The organism is Halomonas sp. 72, from assembly GCF_052379785.1.
Taxonomy (GTDB): domain Bacteria; phylum Pseudomonadota; class Gammaproteobacteria; order Pseudomonadales; family Halomonadaceae; genus Vreelandella; species Vreelandella citrativorans.
In genome coordinates, this window is sequence record NZ_JBQSYY010000012.1 from 67,101 (window position 1) to 88,057 (window position 20,957).

Consider the following 20,957-nt stretch of genomic DNA (forward strand, 5'->3'; position numbering starts at 1 on the left):
TACCTCCTCTGCCTATGCTTCACTTGGGAGAGATATGGCCCCTTCACTACTTCTGCTCATGGCGGATACGATATTAGTCGTTCATGTGCTGTTTGTTGTCTTTGTCGTCTTCGGGTTGCTGGCTATTTATGCCGGTTATTTTTTAAGGTGGCGATGGGTGCGAAATAAGAGATTTCGTATTTTGCATTTGTCCGCTATTGGGTATGTAGTGGTGCAGTCCTGGTTGGGCGCGGTTTGCCCGCTTACTACGTGGGAAATGGCCTTGAGAGAAGAGGCCGGCACAGCAACCTATACGGGATCCTTCATTCAGTACTGGTTGCAAAGCCTGCTTTACTACACGGCGCCGGAGTGGGTGTTTGTGCTGCTTTATACGGTTTTTGGTAGCTTGGTGTTATGCAGCTGGTTTTTAGCGCGGCCAAACCAACAGAAAGGAAGCGATGATGGCTAATAAATCTAAAAGCAACGGAAGCGAAAGCAATCCCTCTGGCAAGAGTGACTCATTAGCCACAATTTCGTGCGGTGCTGAACAGCTGCTTGTGGCTGCTCTTGAGCGAGGCGTTAATTGTCTTGAAACCGGGCGTTTTCTTATCAGTTATCGTGAAGGGCGAATGGAAGAGGGCATTAAGTCTCTCAAAGCTCAGATGTTTCGAGTGGCCGACGCGCGTGACTTTGCTGACCAAGCCGTCAGTTTGGAAGACGTCGGTGATGCGGAGGTTGTGGTGTTCCCAGAGCTTGGGGTTGCGCTTGTTGGTAGTGACGCTTTACAGCTGCATGGGATGAGTCTCAAAGACCCTATTTCAGCCGATAGCCCAATAGAAATTATTGAGCCAGAGTATTTTGCCTTTTCCGAAAATTCAGAGTATCTGCGAGGCTTTTTGCGGGCCGCGAGTACGATTGCTCGCGATCTTGGCGCTGATGTTGATCTGGATGAAGCCCAAGACAAGCCTGAGCCAGGCAAGCCAGAAACGACCTGGGGATTGATTCAATGCAATGTGTTGCAAAGCCGGTGGAGTGGGGCTGGGATTAAAGTAGCCGTGCTGGATACCGGGATGGACCTTGGCCATCCTGACTTTGTAGGTAGGGAGTTTATTACCCGCTCATTCGTAGGAGAGCCGGTTCAAGATATCAATGGTCACGGAACACACTGTATCGGCACGGCCTGCGGCCCCAGGATGCCTTTCGAAAATGCTCCTCGCTACGGTATCGCATCCGATTCACAGGTGCTCGTTGGAAAGGTGCTCACCAACTCGGGTAGCAGTACGGGGGCGGGAGTACTTGCGGGAATGAATTGGGCGATCGCCAATCGATGTGACGTCATTTCGATGTCGCTGGGCAGTCAAAGTCCTGTGCAAGCTGCCTACACCCACGCGGGTGCTGCGGCTCTGCGTAAAGGGTGCCTGATTATTGCTGCCGCAGGAAACTCTTCTGCCCATACGGGAGCGCCTGCCAACTCATCTACTATCATGTCGGTTGCATCTATTGACGCCAACTTAAAGCCTTCGAGCTTTTCTAACGCAGGCAAAATCGAAATTGCCGCGCCGGGCGGCGACATTTTTTCGTCCTGGCCCCGGCCGGTACACCATAAAACGATTAGCGGAACCAGTATGGCGACGCCCCACGTTGCAGGCTGCGCCGCTCTTTGGGCTGAGTCAGATGCCTCGCTGCGCGGTATGAAACTCTGGCAACGGCTGTTGGATTCTGCAAAGCCTTTACCATTCTCTGGTTCCCGTGTTGGGGCCGGATTGTTACGGGCACCTTAGATGAGGATGATCGATGCCGACAATAGCGCTTTGGATAATCACTATTTCTGAAGATCAATCGATCAATGACATAGCCTCGCGCCTTAGTGACGAAGGGCTCACCATCAGAGAGGTGTTTGAGGAGATTGGGTGCATCACCGGGGCGGCAGATGACGTTACCGTTGAGCGGCTTAAAAAGGTCAACGGAGTGGTGGATATTGCCCCTGATATGCAGCTCGATATAGGCCCGCCAGGTGCTGATAAGACTTGGTGATTCCTCAGCAATCATCTTGGGAGGAGCTGTTAAAGGAGAGTGGGTGCGCCGCATTAAAGTGTCATACCCATCATTGGCTGTTTCGTTTTCATTGGAGAAGTGTCATGGCAACACCAGCAAAGAATACGGTTTGTCTTTGGTTCGATGGTCGTGCAGAAGAAGCCGCACGCTTTTATGCAGATACCTTTCCTGATTCGTTTGTTAGTGCCGTTCACCGCGCGCCGGGAGACTTTCCATCCGGTAAGGAAGGGGATGTGTTGACCGTTGAGTTTACCGTGCTGGGCATTCCTTGCCTGGGGCTTAACGGTGGGTCTGGGGTTACGCATAGCGAAGCGTTTTCCTTTCAGGTCTCAACCAATGATCAGGCCGAAACGGACCGCTATTGGAACGCGATAGTGGGTAATGGCGGGCAAGAAAGCGCGTGTGGTTGGTGTAAAGATAAATGGGGCGTGTCTTGGCAGGTAACGCCTGTGGCGCTGATTGAAGCGATCACTGCCGCGGACCCTGCCGCTGCTAAGCGCGCGTTTGCAGCGATGATGCAGATGAAAAAAATCGATATTGCCACCATTGAGGCAGCACGTAACGGTTGAATTAGATAAAAGATGTTCACTCATCGCGCTTTAACGACAGGGCTGAGGCAATGGAGTCAGTGAGTAATATTGTTATTTCTGAATTTTCTGATTTTAATGACCTAAGTGAATTTATTATTGTAGTGACTCGATTGCTAATGGCTGCTTTTCTCGGTGGTCTCTTGGGGCTTGAGCGTGAACAGAGCGGTAAGCCAGCTGGAATACGTACCCACATGCTTGTGTGCATGGGGGCGGCGTTATTTATATTAATTCCGCAGCATGCAGGCATTTCAGATGCAGAGATGAGCCGGGTCATTCAAGGTGTTATTAGCGGCATTGGTTTTTTATGCGCTGGAAGTATTATCACCCGTAAGAATGATCTATTTGCTACCGGGCTTACCACGGCGGCTGGTATTTGGTTTACAGCGGCTATAGGTGTCGCCGTTGGACTTGGGCGTGAGCAAACGGCCGTTTTGTGTACCGTGCTGGCCTGGACAGTGCTGTATGTGGTGCCTTTCTTCTCACGCGCAATAACCAAGAAAAGGCCTGTGGCTTCAGGATCGAAAGAAGATGATTCTGGTAACAAATAAGCGTGAGACGCACCCCGTTAATTTGCGGCATTCATGGCCTTATGGACCTTCATAAGCTGAACAAACGCAAGGGACGAAAAAGACACGGCTCGGTCCTCTGAAACGCTTGGGAGGCAGCGAGAAATACCGGACAAACCGGTGAAGCAACGATGGTTGAAAAGAGGCTAATCTGACATTTTATGGCTGAAATTATCACTATCCTTCTTTTATCATTAATGGCAGGTGCCGCAATGCCCATCGGGGCATTATTAGCTAAGTTTGACCTGGTTCATCCCTCCCTTTTAGGGGATTCCTGGCGACATTTTATTATTGCTTTTGGTGGTGGAGCGCTGATGTCAGCGGTCGCTCTGGTATTGGTACCTGAAGGTGCTAGTAAGTTACCGCTTGTACCGGCCGCCTTGTGTTTTGCTGCTGGTGGGGTATGTTTTTACTTCCTTGATGCCTACTTAAAAAAACTCAATAGCTCGGTAGGCCAAATGGTGGCAATGTTATCTGATTTTATCCCTGAAGCGATTGCCTTGGGTGCTGCCTTTGCAGCAGGCGAAGGCACAGGGTTGCTGCTTGCACTATTAATGATTTTACAAAATCTGCCTGAGGGTTTTAACGCTTACGAAGAACTGAGCAATAATAATACTCAACTATCTTCCAATAAAATCATACTGGCATTTAGCGGTTTGGCATTAGTGGGGCCCATCTCAGCAGCAACCGGCTATTACGTATTGGCACAGTACGATGTGTTAATGGGAGCGCTAATGCTATTTGCGAGTGCAGGTATTTTGTACCTTGTTTTTCAGGATATTGCCCCCGGGTCCAAGCTCGAACAACATGGAATGCCGGCAATCGGTGCTGTCGCTGGGTTTCTGCTTGGGTTGATGGGTAACATGGTACTTCTTGCTTCCTGATGGCAAATAACCGCAAGCAGCGCAATGTATATGACTATGCGGTTTAATGGCGAAGAATAAGAGTCTTCGCCTCGCTTTTTCTTTCTTTAATAGCTAGCCATGAACTGAATTAACAGTGGGTTTTTATTCTTAAATACAGGATAATTAATAATCATTTTTATTAAGGATAGTGATATGCCCGCAACTTCCAAGACGTTAATTTTGACCGCTGCTGGTGTTGTAGTGCTCGGGGCAGGGGGATATATAGGCGCCCAAGCGGTGGTGGGTAATGAGGTGGAAAAAGCGCTAGCCCAAACCTTTGCGCAGTTGGATGATTCTGTTTCCTGGTATGCAAGCGACGTAACGATTGATAAATCGTTGTTCAATACAACGGCGACGGCAACGATCGGTATGGAAGGTGTTGAAAATGCCAATGCCCAGGTAAATCTGCTGGTGGATCACGGCATTATTAATAGCCCGATTACCGGCACGATTCATCCCAACGAGCAGTTTCTAAGCGGGGATATCGACGTTGATTTGGTCGCTACTCGCAGCGCCGTCACGGGGCAGTTGACGGCCGGTTCGTTAAGCGGCGTTGAGTTTGACGGCACTCTGCACGACCTGGTAGTGGATCTTGATCTTGAAGATGAAGACGTTTGGAAGGTAGACGGCCAGGCACGTGAAATTGTTGTCAATGACGAGAACGACTCGTTTCGGATCGTCTCGCCACGCTTTGAAAATAGCTCCCAGGAAGCGTCGAGCCTGATACATCAACGTCTGGAAATACCCAAAATTGAGTTTTTGGCGGAGGGCGTCAATGTTTATATAGATGGCATTGAGCTTGAGGCCGAGTCTGAATCCGTAGGTGATAGCCAAATCGTCAATTCAGGCGGCCGTTTTAAGATAGCCGATATCGGCGCCGACGGCACCTCAATGGGCAGCCTGTCACTTGATATCGATGCCAAGAACTGGGATATGTCAGCATTTCAGGCGCTTCAGGAAGCCTATGCACCGCTGGAAAGCATGCGTGCAGAGTATGAAGAGACCGGTGTACGCGGCGATGAGCAGGAAGAGCGTGAACTACTGATTCAGTCTATCGAACGAGGCTATGATGTCCTGATTGCGAGTCCCTCAATGGCGTTCCAGCCGCTGGAAGCGCACGTCACCCTGCCCATGCTGGGTATCGATTTTAATCCCCGCATTACGGCGGATATCCGCTTTGATGGTGAAGAACTTTCCAAGGAGGCGCTATACAGCGCTTTATGGGATAACCGTTTGCCGTTACCCGAGCAGCTTCAGGCATCGCAAGATAGGATGAGCACACCGGAGGCGCAAGAGTACCTCCAAAACCGCTTGAGCCTGGATATTGGCGTAACGACACCTCCCCAGATGGTACTTTCACTCATTCCCATGCCTTATGCTCTGTTAATCGATCCGGACTTTGAAGAGCAGACGTTGACCTGGCAAGACGGCGTCCTGACGGTTAATGGTGAAGAAGTGATGTAAGCAAGGCTTGTATCATAAGCACTACGCCATATGGAGTGGCGTAGTGTTAAATCAAAGGTATTAAGGTCACTGCACTAAACAAATTTGTACCGTATTGAAACTTTCGGTCAATGGAAAACATCCTTATCAGGTGATAACGCAGTGGTTGAATCCCGCTACCATGCAAGTACATGTGTTTAAAAGCCAGAATATCTGGTTTGATCCCTCGCCTTATATCAATACGAATACGATTGCTGTCTTTATCGAGCAGAATGATCCCCAGAAATATCACATGGATATAGAGTTTTTGCCTAAACTCGCCAAGTAAAGCCGTCAGGTCGTGATGCGTAATAGTTTTTTATTAACCACAGGAAGGATCAATTATGGTTTTAACTATCATTATCGTAGCGATAATAGCGGTTATCGCGTTCTACCTTATCGGTGTGTACAACCGACTTGTCTCACTGCGAAACCGTTTTCAAAACGCCTTTGCTCAAATTGAAGTGCAGCTAAAGCGCCGTCACGACTTGATACCTAACCTGGTCGAAACCGCCAAAGGGTATCTCAGCCACGAACGCGAAACGCTTCAGTCGGTGATTGAAGCGCGCAATTCAGCAGCGGCGGGGCTCAAAGCGGCGGCTGCCAACCCAGGGAGCGCCAAAGCGATGGCCGAATTGGGCGGGGCAGAAGGTGCGCTAAGCCAAGCGATGGGGCGGCTTAATGTGGTGATGGAAGCTTACCCGGACCTCAAGGCCTCTGAAAACATGCAGCAGCTCTCTGAAGAGCTTACCAGTACCGAAAACAAGGTCGCTTTTGCCCGCCAGGCGTTCAACGACGCTGTCATGCAATACAACACTTACCGCCAGAGCTTCCCTCCGGTGGCCGTAGCTGGCCTGTTGGGGCATGGCGAGGACGCCTCCTTCCTGGAATTCGAGGACAGCGCCCAGATTCAGTCAGCGCCTAAAATATCGTTTTGAAGCGTTCTTGAACCCACAAGGATAGGTGTGCATGGATTTCTTTACGGCTCAGGACAACGCCCGGCGTAAAACCGGGCAGCTGGTTGTTTTATTGATAGCGGCGGTAATCGCCCTGATAGCGGTCACCACTGTCGTGATCGCAATCGTCGTGCATTTCATGAGAGATGACCGAGGCAGCGTGACAGCGAATAACCTGTTGGCTGCGCTATCCCCAGAACTGGTAGCCGTGGTTGCGCTTGGCGTGGTGGCGTTAGTGGGGCTCGGCGGGCTTTTCAAGCGCTCTCAGCTGCGTCGCGGCGGCGGTAAAGTAGTGGCCGAGGCGCTGGGCGGACGAGAAATCAGCCCCAGCACCGAAAACGCTAACGAGCGCCGTATTCTCAACGTGGTGGAAGAAATGGCAATTGCCTCGGGCACGCCGGTTCCACCGGTTTACCTGCTTCAGGAAGCGGGTATTAACGCTTTCGCCGCCGGGTATGATACCAGCGATGCAGTGATCGGGATCACCCAAGGGGCGATCGATCACCTCAACCGCGAGGAGCTACAAGGCGTGGTTGCCCATGAATTTAGCCACATTCTGCATGGCGATATGCGCTTGAATATGCGTTTGATCAGCGTACTTCACGGTGTGCTTTTGATCGGTCTTTTAGGCTATATTCTGCTGCGCAGTACGGCGACGCGTGGTCGAGCTGTGCGGCGCAACAATTCAAATGGCAAAGGCGCTGTCGTCGTACTTGCCCTGGGTGTTGCCCTGGCCGTCATTGGCTATGCGGGCACGTTTTTTGGCAACTGGATCAAGGCGGCAGTGAGCCGCCAGCGAGAATACCTGGCCGACGCCTCCGCTGTTCAATATACGCGTAACCCCAATGGCATCGGCCAAGCGTTAATCAAGATTGGCTCCCTTACGCAGGGGGCCAGAATAGAAGCCTCCCAAGCGAGCGAATATAGCCACCTGTTTTTCGGCCAGGGCATGAAGCTTGGCTTCACTCGCTTATTGGCGACCCACCCGCCGATACGCCAGCGCATCAAACGCGTTATGCCAAGCTGGAACGGTGAATTTAACGCGCCGCTCAGTGCGCCTTTTGACGGTGACGTGGAAAAAGCGGGAGGTGAGTCAACGGTTGGCTTTGCAGACACCCCCTCCGCCCACGCTTACTCCAGCGCAGCAACCATGAACGGCACCTCGGCCCGCATGGCGATTGCCTCAATGGGGCAACCCGGCCCACGCCATTTGGCCCAGGCACGTACCATGCTCAATGCATTGCCTACGCGGCTCGTCGATGCCGCCCACGATCCTTACGCAGTACGCGCATTAATGTACGCACTGCTGCTGAGCCAGAATATCGAGGTGCGTAAGCAGCAACTGGCATCACTTCAGCAGACAGCCTTGCCGGATGTGTATCGTGAAGTCATGAATCATGCTGGCGACGTGTTAATGCTTAGAGACCAGCTTCGCCTGCCGTTGATGGAATTGGCGTTGCCAGCGTTAAAAAACCTGTCAGTGGATCAGGCCACGCATTTTCGATACTGCATGGTAGAACTGATCAATGCGGATAGTCAGGTCAGCCTGTTTGAGTGGACGCTGTATCACTGGCTGGTTCATCACCTGGGCCTGGGCAAGAAAGGTAGTGGCTCTGCTGTTCGTAAGCTGAGCGATTTACAGCAAGAGTGCCAGCGGCTGCTCAACGTGCTGGCCTGGGCAGGGCAGAGTGACCCCGAAAAGGTAAGCGCTGCGCTAGATGCCGCTGAAAAAGAACTGCCGTTTGCACTAAACGTAAAAAGAGAGGCCCCTAATATCAAAACGCTGGGCCCCGTAGTCAGCCGCTTGCGTCGTTTACGACCGCAACAGAAGCCTGCTGTTCTGCAGGCCATGGCCCGCTGTATTGAGCATAGCGGGCAAATAAAGCCCGCAGAGGCCGAGCTGTTTCGCGTCATCGCCGATATGCTGGAATGCCCCATGCCGCCGCTGTTGATAGAGAGTGATTGAGCGTCGCCATTCTCAAGGCGGAGAGTATCCATAGTATGAATGAGGCAGAGTCCTTGAACCGAGCGACTAACGAGAAGATAGTGCTCTGCTCATACAGTACTGATTGGCCAACTCTGTTTGAAGAGGAACGGGCTCGGCTGCTGCCTCTTTTCAACTTCCATGGAATATAACGCCTCTCTGATCGATAGGCGTTGGGCGGCGAAATATAGGTTGGATAGAGAAGCGTATACAGTAGCAAAAAGGGACTTTATTTGCGAAACACTGAATGGTGGCCTCTAACCAGTGCAGCGTCATTGGTTTAATCAAAATTAAATTTCTGGAAAGTTATTGTCAGTTAAATTGATATAGTGATAAGTGGGTTCGTTATTTAAAGTGTTTGCTCTAGGCTTTCGTTGTTTAGAAAATTATTTCGTCTAATCAAGGGGGGGATGATGCCTGCCTACGCTGTTGCTCTCATTCGAGAAACTCGATTCGATCCTGAGGTTAAACAATATTTAGAGCGTATCGACGCAACGCTCGCTCCTTTTTCAGGTAAATACCTCGTGCATGGGGGGCCATACACGCCACTTGAGGGCTCGTGGGCTGGCGATATGGTCGTCATTGAGTTTCCTACTATGGAACAAGCTCAAGGGTGGTATGACTCTGATGCTTATAAGGCGATTCGCCCATTTCGTACCCGGCATACCGAGGGCGATGTGCTGTTGGTTCAGGGCGTGCCAGAGGGGCATAAAGGTGCGGATATCCTGGGTTAGCGATACCCGCACCTAACGCGCCGACCTTGATAGTAAGAAGCTGCTTCCTGCTTTTAAGCCGGTTCAGATATTTGTGTGTCTCGCCATGTCATCACCTGCAACTCATCAACGAGCCGTTCGACTTTACTTATTGCGTCAGCAACTGACTTCGCCAATACCTCCCCGCCCACTTCCTGTCCTTCAATGGCGATATAGTGAATTTGAGTGATGCCAATAAACTTCAGTGCAGTGGCTAAATTGGGCTCCAGGTGGTTGATGTGCGCCATCTTTCCACCGATATCAAAGCCTATCCCGCCTCTGGCGGTAAGAACAACCGCATGCCTTGGCCGGTCAGCAAGCTTTGGAACGTAAGGATCAGTCGGGTTACTCTCATCGATATCCACCGTTCGACCAGGGCGCACTACCTGATCGACCCATGCTTTTAGGGCGGCAGGCATGCCGAAGTTATAGAACGGCGTGCCGATCACTACGACATCTGCGGCGATTAATTCATCAACCAGCTGGTCGCTTTCTGCTAATGCACCCCTCATCCAGGGTGCCCGCTGTTCTCCAGGCGTGAAAGCCGACGCGATCCAGTCGTGGTTAAGAAAGGATGGCGGGTGTTGGCCTATATCTCGATAGGTGATCATGTCTTGCGGGCGGCGTAATTGCCATTGTTTGGCAAACTGATCGGTAAGGTGACGGCTGTGAGAGCCATGATTGTCTGTTCCTGCAATACCCGGGCGGGCGCTGGCGTCTATATGTAGGATATGTGGCATGATAGTCTCCTGTTCTGAGATGAACTCATCTATGATTAACAACAGACGTAGCTTAGACTTGGCTTGTGAGCCGTAACAAACGATCTTTTCTTGCAGGTATAGATGAGTAAAACTCATTCATGAATTCTCGACGATTACCCTCGCTTTCGGCACTTCGCGCTTTTGAAGCGGCTGCTCGCCATGAAAGTGCTAAACAGGCGGCGCTGGAACTTTCAGTTACCGCCACCGCCATTAGCCATCAGGTTCGCGGGCTTGAAGAGGCTCTGGGCATTGCGCTGTTTGTACGCAGGCCCAGGCAACTGGAATTGACGCCGCAAGGCCGCGAGCTGCAGCAGGTGCTGGAATCTTCATTCGACAATATCAGCAACACCATTGAGCGCTTGAGTACCATGCCCGAGCGCAGGGGCATTACGCTGACAACCACACCGGTGGTGGCCGTGCGTTGGTTGTTGCCCTGGGTTTGCATACTGCGCGAATCTCACCCAAACATTGACCTGCGAATCCATGCGTCCCACGAGCCCGTTGCGTTAGATGGGGTAACCGCCGACCTTGCCATTCGGCATGGCGATGGACGCTGGCCAGGGTTAGTAGCCGAGAAGCTGTTTGATACCACGTTGATTCCGGCGTGTAGCCCACAGCTTGTTCAGCATGCAGGGGAGGATCTATCGAAGTATCCGTTGATTCACTTTCGACCCCAGGGAGTAATTATATCGCCCATGGATTGGCCGGGTTACCAGAAAACCGCCCAGATTCCAGGGTTGAATGTCGGCGCCGGGCTGGCTTTTTCTGACGAAAGCCACGCTATTTCAGCGGCTGTGGGAGGGCAGGGTGTCATGCTGATGAGCCGTCAACTGATTGAAGATGAGCTGGCCGAAGGGCGCCTGGTACACCCTTTTGGCCCTGAACTTGAAGACCGAGCCTTCTTTTTGGCCTACCCGGAAAACCGCCGCAACGATCCAGCGATGTTGGCGCTTCGCGACTGGGTGATGGCAGTGCCTGGCAGGCTATCAACGCCTTCGGCTTGATAGTATCGTATTTTATACCGTTATCTTGCGTGACCTGATGCTTCGCCGTCTGTGAGTTTCATGGCGGAGTCTGATTTGGCTCAAATAGCGAGGCTGGGGGAAGCGTCAAAAAGAGTGGCGGAAGAGCGTGGGAGTCGAACCCACCAAAGACTGCTGGCAGCCCCTGCCAGATTTGAAGTCTGGCCGCCCCACCGGGGGTCGATCCTCTTCCTTGAGCGGTTGCCTGGTTCCACAGGGCAGTACGGCGAATGTAGCGTTCATCTTGCACCCGGCGTGTAAAACCTATCCTATCAAAGAATTCGAGAATATGAATGGCCAATTTGCGTCCGGTACCGATGCGGTTGCGGAATTCTGCGACGCGAATAGTGCCGTGCTCGTCCATCAGCTTACGCGCGATATTGGCCAGTTCATGTGTCGCTGAGGCGAGGTAGAAGTGGTCCTTGCGTACCTGGTAGAGCCTGCCGAGGCGAGCGCAGGCTGTTAGCACCTGGCGAACACGCTGTTCATCAAGCCCACCGCTTGCTGCCAGGTCGCGAACCCGGGGTGGCTGGAAGGGGGCTTCCGCGAGAAGAGGTTCGAGCCGTTGCCAGAGCGCCTCGTCATGTTCATTAAGTGCTGCGCGATGGCCAGGCAGAGAAATGAAGGGCCCATTGCTATCAAGCTGGCCCGCCTCGATCAGTTGTTTCAGCAGGCCGCGGAAGAGGGGAGCCGGTAACCGAGGGGCGGCCTGGCGATTTAGTCGCTCGCGCTCGGTCCCCAGCATGGCGGGTTCGTTCTGGTGATTACTGGCGACTACTTGGATAATCCGCTCTCTAAGCGATTCGATGGCTTCCCGGGAGAAAGCACTAACTTCGCCTTCGGCAGTGAGGACTTGACCTGCGGATGCCTCGACCAGCGGCGCTAGACCCTGAACGCTGATATTAAGATTACGCGCCATGCCAGAAAGATCCAAGCCTTCGGGATGGAGATCAAGCGCAGCACTCAGCGGTTCATGAAGATCATAAGGGGGCTTGGTGTTTGCGCATTCCGCCAGTGCCGCCAACCAGGCCAGGCGAGCGGGAGCGCGCTGACCACGGCGGGGTGGTTCGCCGTCCAGTGCGATTCCGCCGCCGAGAGTAATATGCCCACCATGATCACGGATGACGAAACGATCCCCCAGGCAGGCGTGTACCGGGCTATCACAGACCAGTTGCCCCAGCATGCTTTTGCCTGGTTCGAGTCGTTGCCCTTCGAGAAGCGAGACCCGCCCCATGAGATGGGCGGCCCCCAGGTGTATATGGACTGGCGTCCAGTGCTTGAGCGGTGGGGTAGAGTCGAGCAACCTTAGCTGGACGTCGAGGCGTTTGATGGGCGGCGTTTCCAGTGCATCGGCGACCACCCAGTCGCCGCGACGGATGCGATCTCGTTCCACCCCAGTGCCTGAAAGGTTGAGCGCTACCCGGTCACCCTGGTGTGCCTGATCGCTCTCGCGGTGCTGGCGCCGCAGCTGGCGTACTCTGGCCTTATGGCCGTCGGGTACCAGGCGCACCATGTCACCTTTGGCAATGTAGCCGCTGAGTGCGGTGCCGGTCACTACCAGGCCGGCTCCCGGCAGCGCAAAGACGCGGTCCACGCTAAGGCGGAAATGCCCATAAGCAGAGAGCGCATGCTGTTCGGCCGCCTGGGACCATAGCGTGTCACGCAGTGCCGCTACGCCTTCACCGCTATGGCTCGAGACGTCATACAGCGGCGCCTTGGCGAGCTGGGTACCTGCCAGCAGTTGGATGATCTCTTGTCTGACTTCCTGTCGCCGTAGTTCGTCGACTCGGTCGATCTTGGTCAGTGCTACCACGCCGCGGTCGACGCCGAGCAGGTCGAGAATTTGGACATGTTCGATTGTCTGGGGCATTACTCCATCGTCGGCGGCCACCACCAGCAGGGCCGTGTCGATGCCAGCACTGCCCGCGAGCATGTTATGCAGGAACCGATGGTGCCCGGGCACGTCGACAAAGCCGAGCTCGACGCCTGACGCGACTTCGGGATAAGCGAAACCAGCTTCGATGGTCAGCCCACGGGCTTTTTCCTCTTTGAGGCGGTCGGTATCGATACCGGTCAGTTGCTGGATCAAAGCGGTCTTACCATGATCGACATGGCCAGCCGTGCCGATGATCATGACGGGCCCTCTTTGTGCACGTCCTGCTGCAGGGCATGGTGGTTCTCGTAGCGCTGCTTCAATATCGAGAGTTGTGACGCGAAGGCGTCGACGTCTTCAGGACGGTATAGGCAGCGCAGATCGAGATAGAGGGCGCCTTCGCTAAGGCGGCCGATGACCGGACGGGGGAGTTGTCGAAACGCTGTCTCGATGCGTTTGAGGCACCGTTCCCTGGCGCGGCGGTCACCGTTTAGTGGGCGCCAGACCAGCGCGTAGCTTGGCAACCGGTCGACGGGGAGCGAGCCGCTGCCAAGCTGACTCACGCAGGGGGCCAGGGTAACATCGATGTCGTCGAGCAAAGCCTGGGCGGAGGAGAGTAAACGCTCGCCGGTCGCCGCAATCTCGACGTCAGTACGCGTCAACATTGCCAACGTGGGAATGTCTCGCTGGGGCGCGTCACTGTCACGATAAAGACGCAGGGTGGCTTCCAGGGCGGCCAGGGTCAGCTTGTCTAGGCGCAGGGCACGTTTTAATGGATGGCGCTTGATCGTATCGATAAGGTCACGGCGGCCAACAATGATGCCTGCCTGCGGGCCGCCCAGTAGCTTGTCGCCGCTAAAGGTGACGACATCGGCTCCGGCGGCGATTGCCTCGCGAGGTTGCTCTTCATGGGGCAGTCCAAGCGCGGAGAAGTCGGCTAGTGCGCCGCTGCCCAGGTCAACCATGAAGGGGACTCCCTGCGCGTGTGCAATGCTCGCCAGTTCGCGCTCGGGCACGCTCTTGGTAAAACCGGTGATGGCGTAGTTGGAGGTGTGTGCCTTGACGATCAACCCGGTGCTCTCGCCCATGGCGGCCTGGAAATCCTTGGCATGGGTGCGGTTAGTAGCGCCTACCTCATGCAGCCGACAGCCCGCCGCGGCCATGATGTCGGGCATGCGAAAGGCACCGCCTATCTCAATCAACTCGCCGCGTGAAACGACCGCCTCGCGGCCATCGGCCAGAGCGCTCAGGGCCAGTAGTACAGCGCCAGCGTTATTGTTGACCACGGTGGCTGCTTCGGCGCCGGTCAGCTCGCAAAGCAAGGGTTCCACTAGGCGGTCGCGGTCGCCACGGCCGCCGCTCTCCAAGTCGTACTCAAGTGCCATGGGATGGCGGGCGGCTTCGGCCATGGCCTCAATGGCGGGTTCGGCAAGTGGCGAGCGGCCGAGGTTGGTATGAATCACCGTACCGGTCAAATTGAATACGCTGCGGCTGTTAGGCCGTACCAGCTGTTCCAGGCGCTCAAGTACTCGGGCAGTGAGTGTATCGACAGAGAGGGCGGCAAGTTGATGCTCGGCAGCCTCGGAACTACCCGCAAGGCGCGAGCGCTCGCTCTCAAGGGTTAGGCGAATGGCCTGCCTGACCAGGTGCCCACCATGGCGCTGCTGGGCTTGCTGCAGAGTGGGGTGGGTCAGCAGAGTGTCTACGGCGGGCAGGCTGCGTCGAACGTCCATTGTTGTTTTCAATCCATGCCGGGATTCAAATCCCAAGGTATAGCATGGCTGAGCGCGGGTCGTCCATGGTCGCTCGGGGATGCCCTTATTCGCCAACGATGAGCAGCGGGTTGAAGCCGCTACGAAAATACTGCTTTTCCTCGGCAAGCAGAAGATCCAGCGCTAGGCTCGCAAGGTCATCAGCGAGGGGGTCAGCATGTGCATCGAGCTCACGTGGCATGATTTTGAGATAGGAGTGACAGTCGCCACAGGTCTCGGCCTGAGTGGGGAGCAGGCGCTCGCCGCTCTCGTCCTCAAGGCTCAGGTAGTCAAGCTTACCGCTCTGATCGCAGACGCTGCACTTGGAGCGCTCCAGATACCATTGTGTCGCGCATAGCCCACATTGCAGGTAACGCACCCCGCTGCGTTTAGAATCGATCTGAATGATGCTTGCCACCGGCAATGAGCCGCAACAGGGGCAGATCGAACGGGCCTCGGCGGAGGGGCGCTTTGGCGGTTGGGGCAGGGTGCGCGCCAAGCGCAGCCAGGCTACTTGCAATGCTGCTGCTATCAAGGGCATCAGCCCACGGCTTGCTTCAGGGCCGGGGCGCGCTTCCAGCACTTCCTGGGCAAGGCGGTCGATTTCCTCCCTGGGCAGCTTACGCAGGGTGTCGAGCAACGGCCGCTGCGCCTCACCGACATGCAAATCGAGGCCATCGAGAAGTGCTGCGAGTTCACTATGAAAATCGATGTCGCGGCAAAGCGCTTGGGTACCCAGCGGCGGCATGCCGTGCTCCAAGGCCAGCGCAAAGGCGTCCGGCTCGGGCAGCCACGCTGGGGTATTGTGCTCAAGTGCCCGCTGCTGTGCTTGGGAGAGCTGTGCCATAAAGGCCAGGAAATCACGCAGCGGTTCGATACGCTCGGAGAGGTCATGCAGGCGCTGTGCGCGCTGGGCAAAGTGCTCCTGCTCGGGCAGCACCACGGAGGGGGGATCAATAACGCCCATCGGGGCATTGCCATATGCGTGATTCACTTGGGCTCCTCTCTTGTCATGGTCGTGTGCGGCTGCTTGGTCATCTCGCGCTCCTTGCGCTCTTTGTCCATTTCCTCCTCGTACCATAAATCATGATGATGTTTCGCCCAAGGCTTGCTGACCCGGCCACGAATCATGGCGGTGAACGACCCCTTCACCCAGATACCCGAGTAAATGTGGATGATCAAGGTAATGATCGCGAGGAAAGCCACATAAGCATGCCCAACGGCGGCCAACCGACGTAGTGTGATGGGGACGGCATCGGCAAAGTAGGGTTGCCAGATGAGTAGACCGGTTACCAGCAACAATGGCACGCAGAGCACCATGATCCAGTAAACGAGCTTCTGCCCGGCATTGTTCTTACCTACCGGCGGCAGACGCTCGTCATGATTACTCAGCACGTCCTTGATCTGCTTGAGCCACTGAATGTCATGGCGCTTGATCAGGCTCACCTTGAAGAAGCGGATCACCATGATCACGAAAAATAGCGTCATACACAGCCCAATATACGGGTGCAGGATGCGCGTCATGATCGGGCCGCCGAACAGACCGGTTAACGACCAGAAGAAGGGGTGAAAAAAGGGCAGCCCACTGAGCACCAGCATCACGAAGCTGATCGCGACGAGCCAGTGATTGATGCGTGAAAACGCATCATATCGCAGGATGCCTGGATCGGATTTGGCATGCGGTTTCGGCTCATTCATGGCTGTTTCTCCTCAGGCTCCTCGTCCTCCACTCCTTCTTCCACCTCTTCCGGTGTTTCCTTGGGGCCTGCGGTGAGGTAGTGGAAGAACCCGGCAAATGCGGCAAGCCCGATAGCTGCTGAGGCCAGCGGCTTGGGTATACCTTTCCAACCCTCGACCAGAGGACTGATGCGCGGGTCCTTGGGCAAGCCGCTGTAGATCTCCGGTTTGTCGGCATGTTGCAGCACGTAGATCACATGGGTACCACCCACCCCTTGAGGATCATAGATACCGGCATTTTCAAAGCCACGTCCTTTGAGAAAATCGGTGCGCGTCTCAGCGAGATCGAACATGTCCTCCTTGGTGCCGAACATGATCGAACCGGTAGGGCACGATTTTACACAGGCTGGCTCCAGGCCATGAGAGACACGATCAGAACACAGTGTGCATTTATAGGCCTTGGAATCCTTTTTCGAAATCCGTGGAACATCAAAAGGGCAGCCAGTGACACAGTAGCCGCAACCGATGCAGTGCTCGGAGTTGAAGTCAACGATGCCGTTGGCGTATTGGACGATAGCGCCAGGTGCCGGGCACGCCTCAAGACAGCCCGGTTCGGCGCAGTGCATACAGTTGTCCTTACGGATCAGCCACTCCAGGTTGCCTTGCTCGTTCTCGTGCTCGTTGAAGCGCATTACCTGCCAAGAGTCGGGCGTAAGGTCAGTCGGGTTGTCGTATTCACCCACACATTCACCCACCTCGTCACGCAAGTCGTTCCACTCAGAGCATGCCACCTGGCATGCCTTGCAACCGATGCAGCGGGATACATCAATCAGCTTAGTGACAGTTTCAACGCTGCCGCTTCGCCTTTGAGGCGAGGGTACTGAGGTCGCTGAGCGGGCGATGATATTCTGCGAGTTGATTTGTTCCCCACGCATGCTCTCCTCCTTGCGTTATAGCTTTTCGACCCGTACCAGAAACGACTTGAACTCCGGCGTCTGGGTATTGGCGTCACCTACAGAGGGCGTCAGCGTATTGGTCAGGTGAGCCTGCTTGGTTTCGCCCAGATAACCCCAGTGAATCGGGATGCCTATCTGGTGCACCGTATGTCCCGCTACCTGCAATGGACGAATGCGTTTGGTCACCACCGCCACCGCTTCGATATGGCCGCGCTTGGAGCTGACGCGGACTCGGTCGCCTTTAGCAATGCCCAGTTCGTTGGCCAGGATTTCGCCAATCTCCACGAATTTTTCCGGCTGGGCGATGGCGTTCAAGCGGTTGTGCATCGTCCAGTAGTGGAAATGTTCAGTGAGGCGATAGGTCGTCGCCGCATGCGGAAACTCCTCGAAGGTGCCGAAATTGGCCCGATCCTGCTCGAACACCCGCGCGCCTGGATTGTTCTTGGCCAGTGGGTTGTTGGGGTGCATCGGGTTGTTGGCGATGGGCGTTTCAAACGGTTCGTAGTGTTCCGGGAAAGGCCCTTCGACCATGCGGTCACGGGCAAAGAACTGCCCTCGGCCCGTCTGGTTCATGATGAAGGGGCCCTGAGCTTCTGTCGGCGCAGATTCCACCGGGAAGTCGGGAACGTCATTACCCACCCATCGATTGCCGTTCCACCAGACGACCGCCTTGCGCTCAGCCCACGGCGTGCCGTCGGGGCGTGCGCTTGCCCGGTTGTAAAGGATTCGCCGGTTGGCCGGCCACGACCAGGCCCAGCCCAGTGTCTGACCGACGCCGTAGGGGTCAGAGTTGTCGCGGCGGGTCATCTGGTTGCCTTCATCGGTCCAGCAGCCGGCAAATATCCAGCAACCGCTCGCCGTGCTGCCATCGGCACGCAGCATGCCGAAATCCTCGATCTGCTCGCCCGCCCGACAGACAATATTGCGCTGCTCATCAACCACGTCTTCGAGTGCCCAACCGTTGTACTCCCGGGCTATTTCGTTAGCGCTTGGTTCTGCCGGGTAGCGATAGGGCCAGCTTAGATTGAGCAGCGCATCTGAAAAGACGCCGCCTTCGTCGCGATACATCTGCTGCATCCGCAAGAAGATGCCCGCCAGTATGGCGGTATCGGGAATCGCTTCGCCCGGGGGCGGTGCCGCTGCCCAGAACCATTGCAGCCAGCGTGAGCTGTTGACGATGGAACCGTCTTCCTCGGCAAACGCGGTGGTCGGCAAACGGAACACTTCAGTGTCAATCTCGGCGGTGTTCACATCGTTAAATTCGCCATGGTTCTTCCAGAACTCGGCGGTTTCGGTTCTTAACGGGTCGATGACGACCAGATACTTCAAGCGGGAAAGCGCCGCACTAGTCTTGGCCTTGTGCGGAAAGGCGGCCAACGGATTAAACCCTTGGCAAATATAGCCGGTGATGTCGCCATGGCTCATCCGCTCGAAAGTATACAGCACGTCATACAGGGGCTCGCTGAGCTTGGGCAGCCAGTTATAGCACCAGTTGTTCGCTTCGGTGGCCGCATCGCCGAACCAGGCCTTCATCAGACTGACATGAAAACGCTCGTAATAGCGCCAGTAGGACACTTCGCCAGGCAGCAGGTCCGGGCGTGAGCGGTCCAGGATATAGGCGTCGTAATCCTGCTCATCGGCCTCGGGCAGCGACATGTACCCAGGTAGTAAGTCCGAGAGCAGGCCTAGATCGGTCAGCCCCTGGATATTGGAATGCCCACGCAGAGCGTTGACGCCGCCCCCGCGCATGCCCATGTTGCCAAGCAACAACTGGAGCATCGCCGCGGTGCGAATGATCTGCGAGCCTATCGAGTGCTGCGTCCACCCCAGTGCGTAGAGGATCGTCATGGTCTTGTCGTCCACGACGGTCGCGGCGACCATGTCCCAGACGTGCAGAAGCTTGTCGCGGGGCGTACCGCACACTGAAGAGACCACATCAGGGGTGTAGCGGCTGAAATGCGCGCGCATCAATTGGAATACGCAGCGGGGGTGCGTGAGCGTATCGTCACGCAGGGCGTAGCCTTCGTCGTCGTACTCGTACCGCCAGGTCTCTTTGTCGTAGTCGCCATTCTCGGCGTTGTAGCCGGTGAATAGGCCATCCTCGAAGCCGAAATCCTCGCGCACGATGAGGCTCGCGTCGGTGTAGGCGCGCACATATTCATGGTGAATCTGATCGGTTTCGATCAAGTAGCTGATTAGACCGCCCAGAAAAGCGATATCGGTGCCGGTACGAATTTCCGCGTAGTAGTCCGCCACCGCTGCCGTGCGGTTAAAGCGGGGATCGACCACCACTAAACGGGCATCGTTATGCTCCTTGGCTTCCATCACCCAGCGAAAACCAACGGGGTGCGCCTCGGCGGCATTGCCACCCATGACGAGAACAAGATCAGCGTTGCGGATGTCGACCCAGTGGTTGGTCATGGCACCGCGACCGAATGTTGGGGCAAGACCTGCCACCGTCGGTCCGTGTCAGACGCGCGCCTGGTTGTCGAGTACCACCATGCCAAGGCTGCGGACTATCTTCTGTGTCAGGTAGGCCGTCTCGTTGGTCGAGGCGGACGCCGCTAGCATCCCGGTCGTGGTCCAGTGGTTGACGGTATTGCCTGCATCGTCCTCGGCGACAAAGTTGGCGTCGCGATCATCCTTCATGTGACGGGCGATACGTGTCAGCGCGTCGTCCCAGCTGATGCGTTTCCACTCATCGGTGCCGGGTTCGCGTACCTGAGGATACTTAAGGCGCGATTCGCTCTGGATGTAGTCGAGCAGCCCCGCGCCCTTGGGACACAGCGAGCCGCGACTGACCGGGTGATCCGGGTCGCCCTCGACATGGTAGATGCTATCAATGCTGTTGATCGCTCCATCGCCGCGGCTATAGAGCAGTACGCCGCAGCCCACCGAGCAATAGGTGCAGTTGCTGCGGGTTATCTTGGCGCCGGTAAGCTTGAACTGGCGAATTGAGGCGAGTGCGGGCTCGGGTGCAAAGCCCATCATGGCCATACTGGAGGTGGCCATGCCGACTGCCCCGAGTTTAAAAAACTGTCTTCGCGTAACCTTCAGAGTCATCACGGCCTCCTGTCGTTTTGTTCTGAATGTCGTCAATTCCTGAGATGACATATCCGTTAAGCATAGTGCGTCTGTTCTTGTTTGGCGGTGCGTCGCGGTGTCGTTTGTCCAATGAGAAGGTTGCCACTAGGGCTTACTGTTAACGGCTTATTCGGGCGAATCGGACGTGCTGCCCTGAGATTCACCGTCTTCCTGACGCCCACTGTCGTCGGCACCCAGCGGTTCATCCGGCAAAAGCGCCTCCTCGCGTTCAGGTGTCTCGGTTTCGTAGGTGGACCCAGCATCGGGCTGAGAATCAGGCGTCTGGAACATGGCATCGCCCCGGGATTGACCGCCACCGGTGGTCTCATCCTCCTGATCCATATTCGCCCCGGTAATGCCACTTGTGGTACCCGCCGTGCCGGTATCTATATTCGGCTTCTCGGGCATGGTGTTGGGAAGTACGCCGCTTTCACTCTGTGGAGCTGCTGGTTCGGAGGCTTGGAGCGTGATCATGGCGCCAGTGATTAGCAAGGCAACAAGGAGGGGGAGCGTGCGTCGCATCATGCTTGAACTCCTCGAATGAGCTAAGTCGAATGGGTCAAG

The 20,957-nt window shown here is 55.4% G+C and carries 18 protein-coding genes, 1 tRNA gene and 1 pseudogene; 11 read left to right on the top strand and 9 right to left on the bottom strand.

All coding sequences use genetic code 11. The features are described 5' to 3' along the window. Positions 1–34 precede the first annotated feature (34 nt). The 10 genes from ACT3T6_RS11950 to ACT3T6_RS11995 all read left to right on the top strand — a co-directional run bounded on the left by ACT3T6_RS11950 (position 35) and on the right by ACT3T6_RS11995 (position 9,251). The gene (locus ACT3T6_RS11950) at positions 35–448 is read left to right on the top strand and encodes a DUF2784 domain-containing protein (protein WP_193054141.1); all 414 of its coding nucleotides are present in this window, start codon (positions 35–37) and stop codon (positions 446–448) included. Then, on the top strand, positions 441–1,760 hold the full coding sequence (locus tag ACT3T6_RS11955; RefSeq protein WP_193054142.1) for a S8 family serine peptidase: 1,320 nt from the start codon (positions 441–443) through the stop codon (positions 1,758–1,760). The genes ACT3T6_RS11950 and ACT3T6_RS11955 overlap by 8 nt, the downstream gene beginning before the upstream one ends. A 13-nt stretch (positions 1,761–1,773) precedes the next feature. Next, positions 1,774–2,013, top strand: a complete 240-nt coding sequence (locus tag ACT3T6_RS11960) for a hypothetical protein (protein WP_193054143.1) — start codon at positions 1,774–1,776, stop codon at positions 2,011–2,013. A gap of 104 nt (positions 2,014–2,117) precedes the next feature. Further along, entirely contained in the window at positions 2,118–2,603 is a 486-nt protein-coding gene (locus ACT3T6_RS11965) for a VOC family protein (protein WP_193054144.1), read from the top strand. Between the two features lie 50 nt (positions 2,604–2,653). Next, complete coding sequence (locus ACT3T6_RS11970) at positions 2,654–3,172, top strand: MgtC/SapB family protein (RefSeq protein ID WP_193054145.1); 519 nt, start codon at positions 2,654–2,656, stop codon at positions 3,170–3,172. A 179-nt stretch (positions 3,173–3,351) separates the two neighbouring features. Beyond that, on the top strand, positions 3,352–4,074 hold the full coding sequence (locus ACT3T6_RS11975) for a ZIP family metal transporter (protein ID WP_193054146.1): 723 nt from the start codon (positions 3,352–3,354) through the stop codon (positions 4,072–4,074). A 174-nt stretch (positions 4,075–4,248) separates the two neighbouring features. After that, positions 4,249–5,559 carry a DUF945 family protein gene (locus tag ACT3T6_RS11980; RefSeq protein WP_193054147.1) on the top strand — a complete coding sequence of 437 codons (1,311 nt, stop codon included), beginning with the start codon at positions 4,249–4,251 and terminating at the stop codon, positions 5,557–5,559. 362 nt (positions 5,560–5,921) lie between these two features. Continuing rightward, positions 5,922–6,515: a LemA family protein gene (locus ACT3T6_RS11985; RefSeq protein WP_172116468.1), complete on the top strand. Its 594-nt coding sequence runs from the start codon at positions 5,922–5,924 to the stop codon at positions 6,513–6,515. 31 nt (positions 6,516–6,546) lie between these two features. Beyond that, positions 6,547–8,499 (top strand): M48 family metallopeptidase, encoded by a 1,953-nt coding sequence (locus ACT3T6_RS11990; protein WP_193054148.1) that lies wholly within the window; start codon positions 6,547–6,549, stop codon positions 8,497–8,499. 431 nt (positions 8,500–8,930) lie between these two features. Next, on the top strand, positions 8,931–9,251 hold the full coding sequence (locus ACT3T6_RS11995; RefSeq protein ID WP_193054149.1) for a DUF1330 domain-containing protein: 321 nt from the start codon (positions 8,931–8,933) through the stop codon (positions 9,249–9,251). Positions 9,252–9,304: 53 nt separating this feature from the next. Here ACT3T6_RS11995 and ACT3T6_RS12000 read toward each other — a convergent pair whose 3' ends face one another. Beyond that, positions 9,305–10,126, bottom strand: a complete 822-nt coding sequence (locus tag ACT3T6_RS12000) for an FMN-dependent NADH-azoreductase (protein WP_412767872.1) — start codon at positions 10,124–10,126, stop codon at positions 9,305–9,307. A gap of 2 nt (positions 10,127–10,128) precedes the next feature. Between ACT3T6_RS12000 and ACT3T6_RS12005 the strand changes: the two genes are divergently transcribed. Then, positions 10,129–11,034 carry a LysR substrate-binding domain-containing protein gene (locus tag ACT3T6_RS12005; protein WP_193054150.1) on the top strand — a complete coding sequence of 302 codons (906 nt, stop codon included), beginning with the start codon at positions 10,129–10,131 and terminating at the stop codon, positions 11,032–11,034. A gap of 115 nt (positions 11,035–11,149) precedes the next feature. On the opposite strand, the gene ACT3T6_RS12010 is transcribed toward ACT3T6_RS12005, so the two are convergent. The 8 genes and pseudogenes from ACT3T6_RS12010 to ACT3T6_RS12045 form a co-directional block, all read right to left on the bottom strand. After that, a tRNA-Sec gene (locus tag ACT3T6_RS12010) sits at positions 11,150–11,245 on the bottom strand. Between the two features lie 51 nt (positions 11,246–11,296). Beyond that, positions 11,297–13,186: pseudogene (selB, locus tag ACT3T6_RS12015) on the bottom strand (selenocysteine-specific translation elongation factor); the annotation flags it as partial. Further along, positions 13,183–14,658 carry an L-seryl-tRNA(Sec) selenium transferase gene (selA, locus tag ACT3T6_RS12020; protein WP_193054151.1) on the bottom strand — a complete coding sequence of 492 codons (1,476 nt, stop codon included), beginning with the start codon at positions 14,656–14,658 and terminating at the stop codon, positions 13,183–13,185. The pseudogene selB and the gene selA, both read right to left, overlap by 4 nt. Positions 14,659–14,743: 85 nt before the next feature. Further along, positions 14,744–15,670, bottom strand: coding sequence for a formate dehydrogenase accessory protein FdhE (gene fdhE / locus ACT3T6_RS12025; RefSeq protein ID WP_287076750.1), 927 nt, complete (start codon positions 15,668–15,670; stop codon positions 14,744–14,746). Further along, on the bottom strand, positions 15,667–16,374 hold the full coding sequence (locus ACT3T6_RS12030; protein ID WP_172116475.1) for a formate dehydrogenase subunit gamma: 708 nt from the start codon (positions 16,372–16,374) through the stop codon (positions 15,667–15,669). Before ACT3T6_RS12030 ends, fdhE begins: the two co-directional genes overlap by 4 nt. Further along, positions 16,371–17,288 (bottom strand): formate dehydrogenase subunit beta, encoded by a 918-nt coding sequence (gene fdxH / locus ACT3T6_RS12035; protein WP_193054152.1) that lies wholly within the window; start codon positions 17,286–17,288, stop codon positions 16,371–16,373. The genes ACT3T6_RS12030 and fdxH overlap by 4 nt, the downstream gene beginning before the upstream one ends. Positions 17,289–17,303: 15 nt before the next feature. Further along, a complete protein-coding gene (gene fdnG / locus ACT3T6_RS12040; RefSeq protein WP_193054169.1) occupies positions 17,304–20,366 on the bottom strand; it encodes a formate dehydrogenase-N subunit alpha in 3,063 nt (1,020 codons plus the stop codon). 153 nt (positions 20,367–20,519) lie between these two features. Then, on the bottom strand, positions 20,520–20,918 hold the full coding sequence (locus ACT3T6_RS12045) for a hypothetical protein (RefSeq protein ID WP_226913519.1): 399 nt from the start codon (positions 20,916–20,918) through the stop codon (positions 20,520–20,522). Positions 20,919–20,957: the final 39 nt, after the last annotated feature.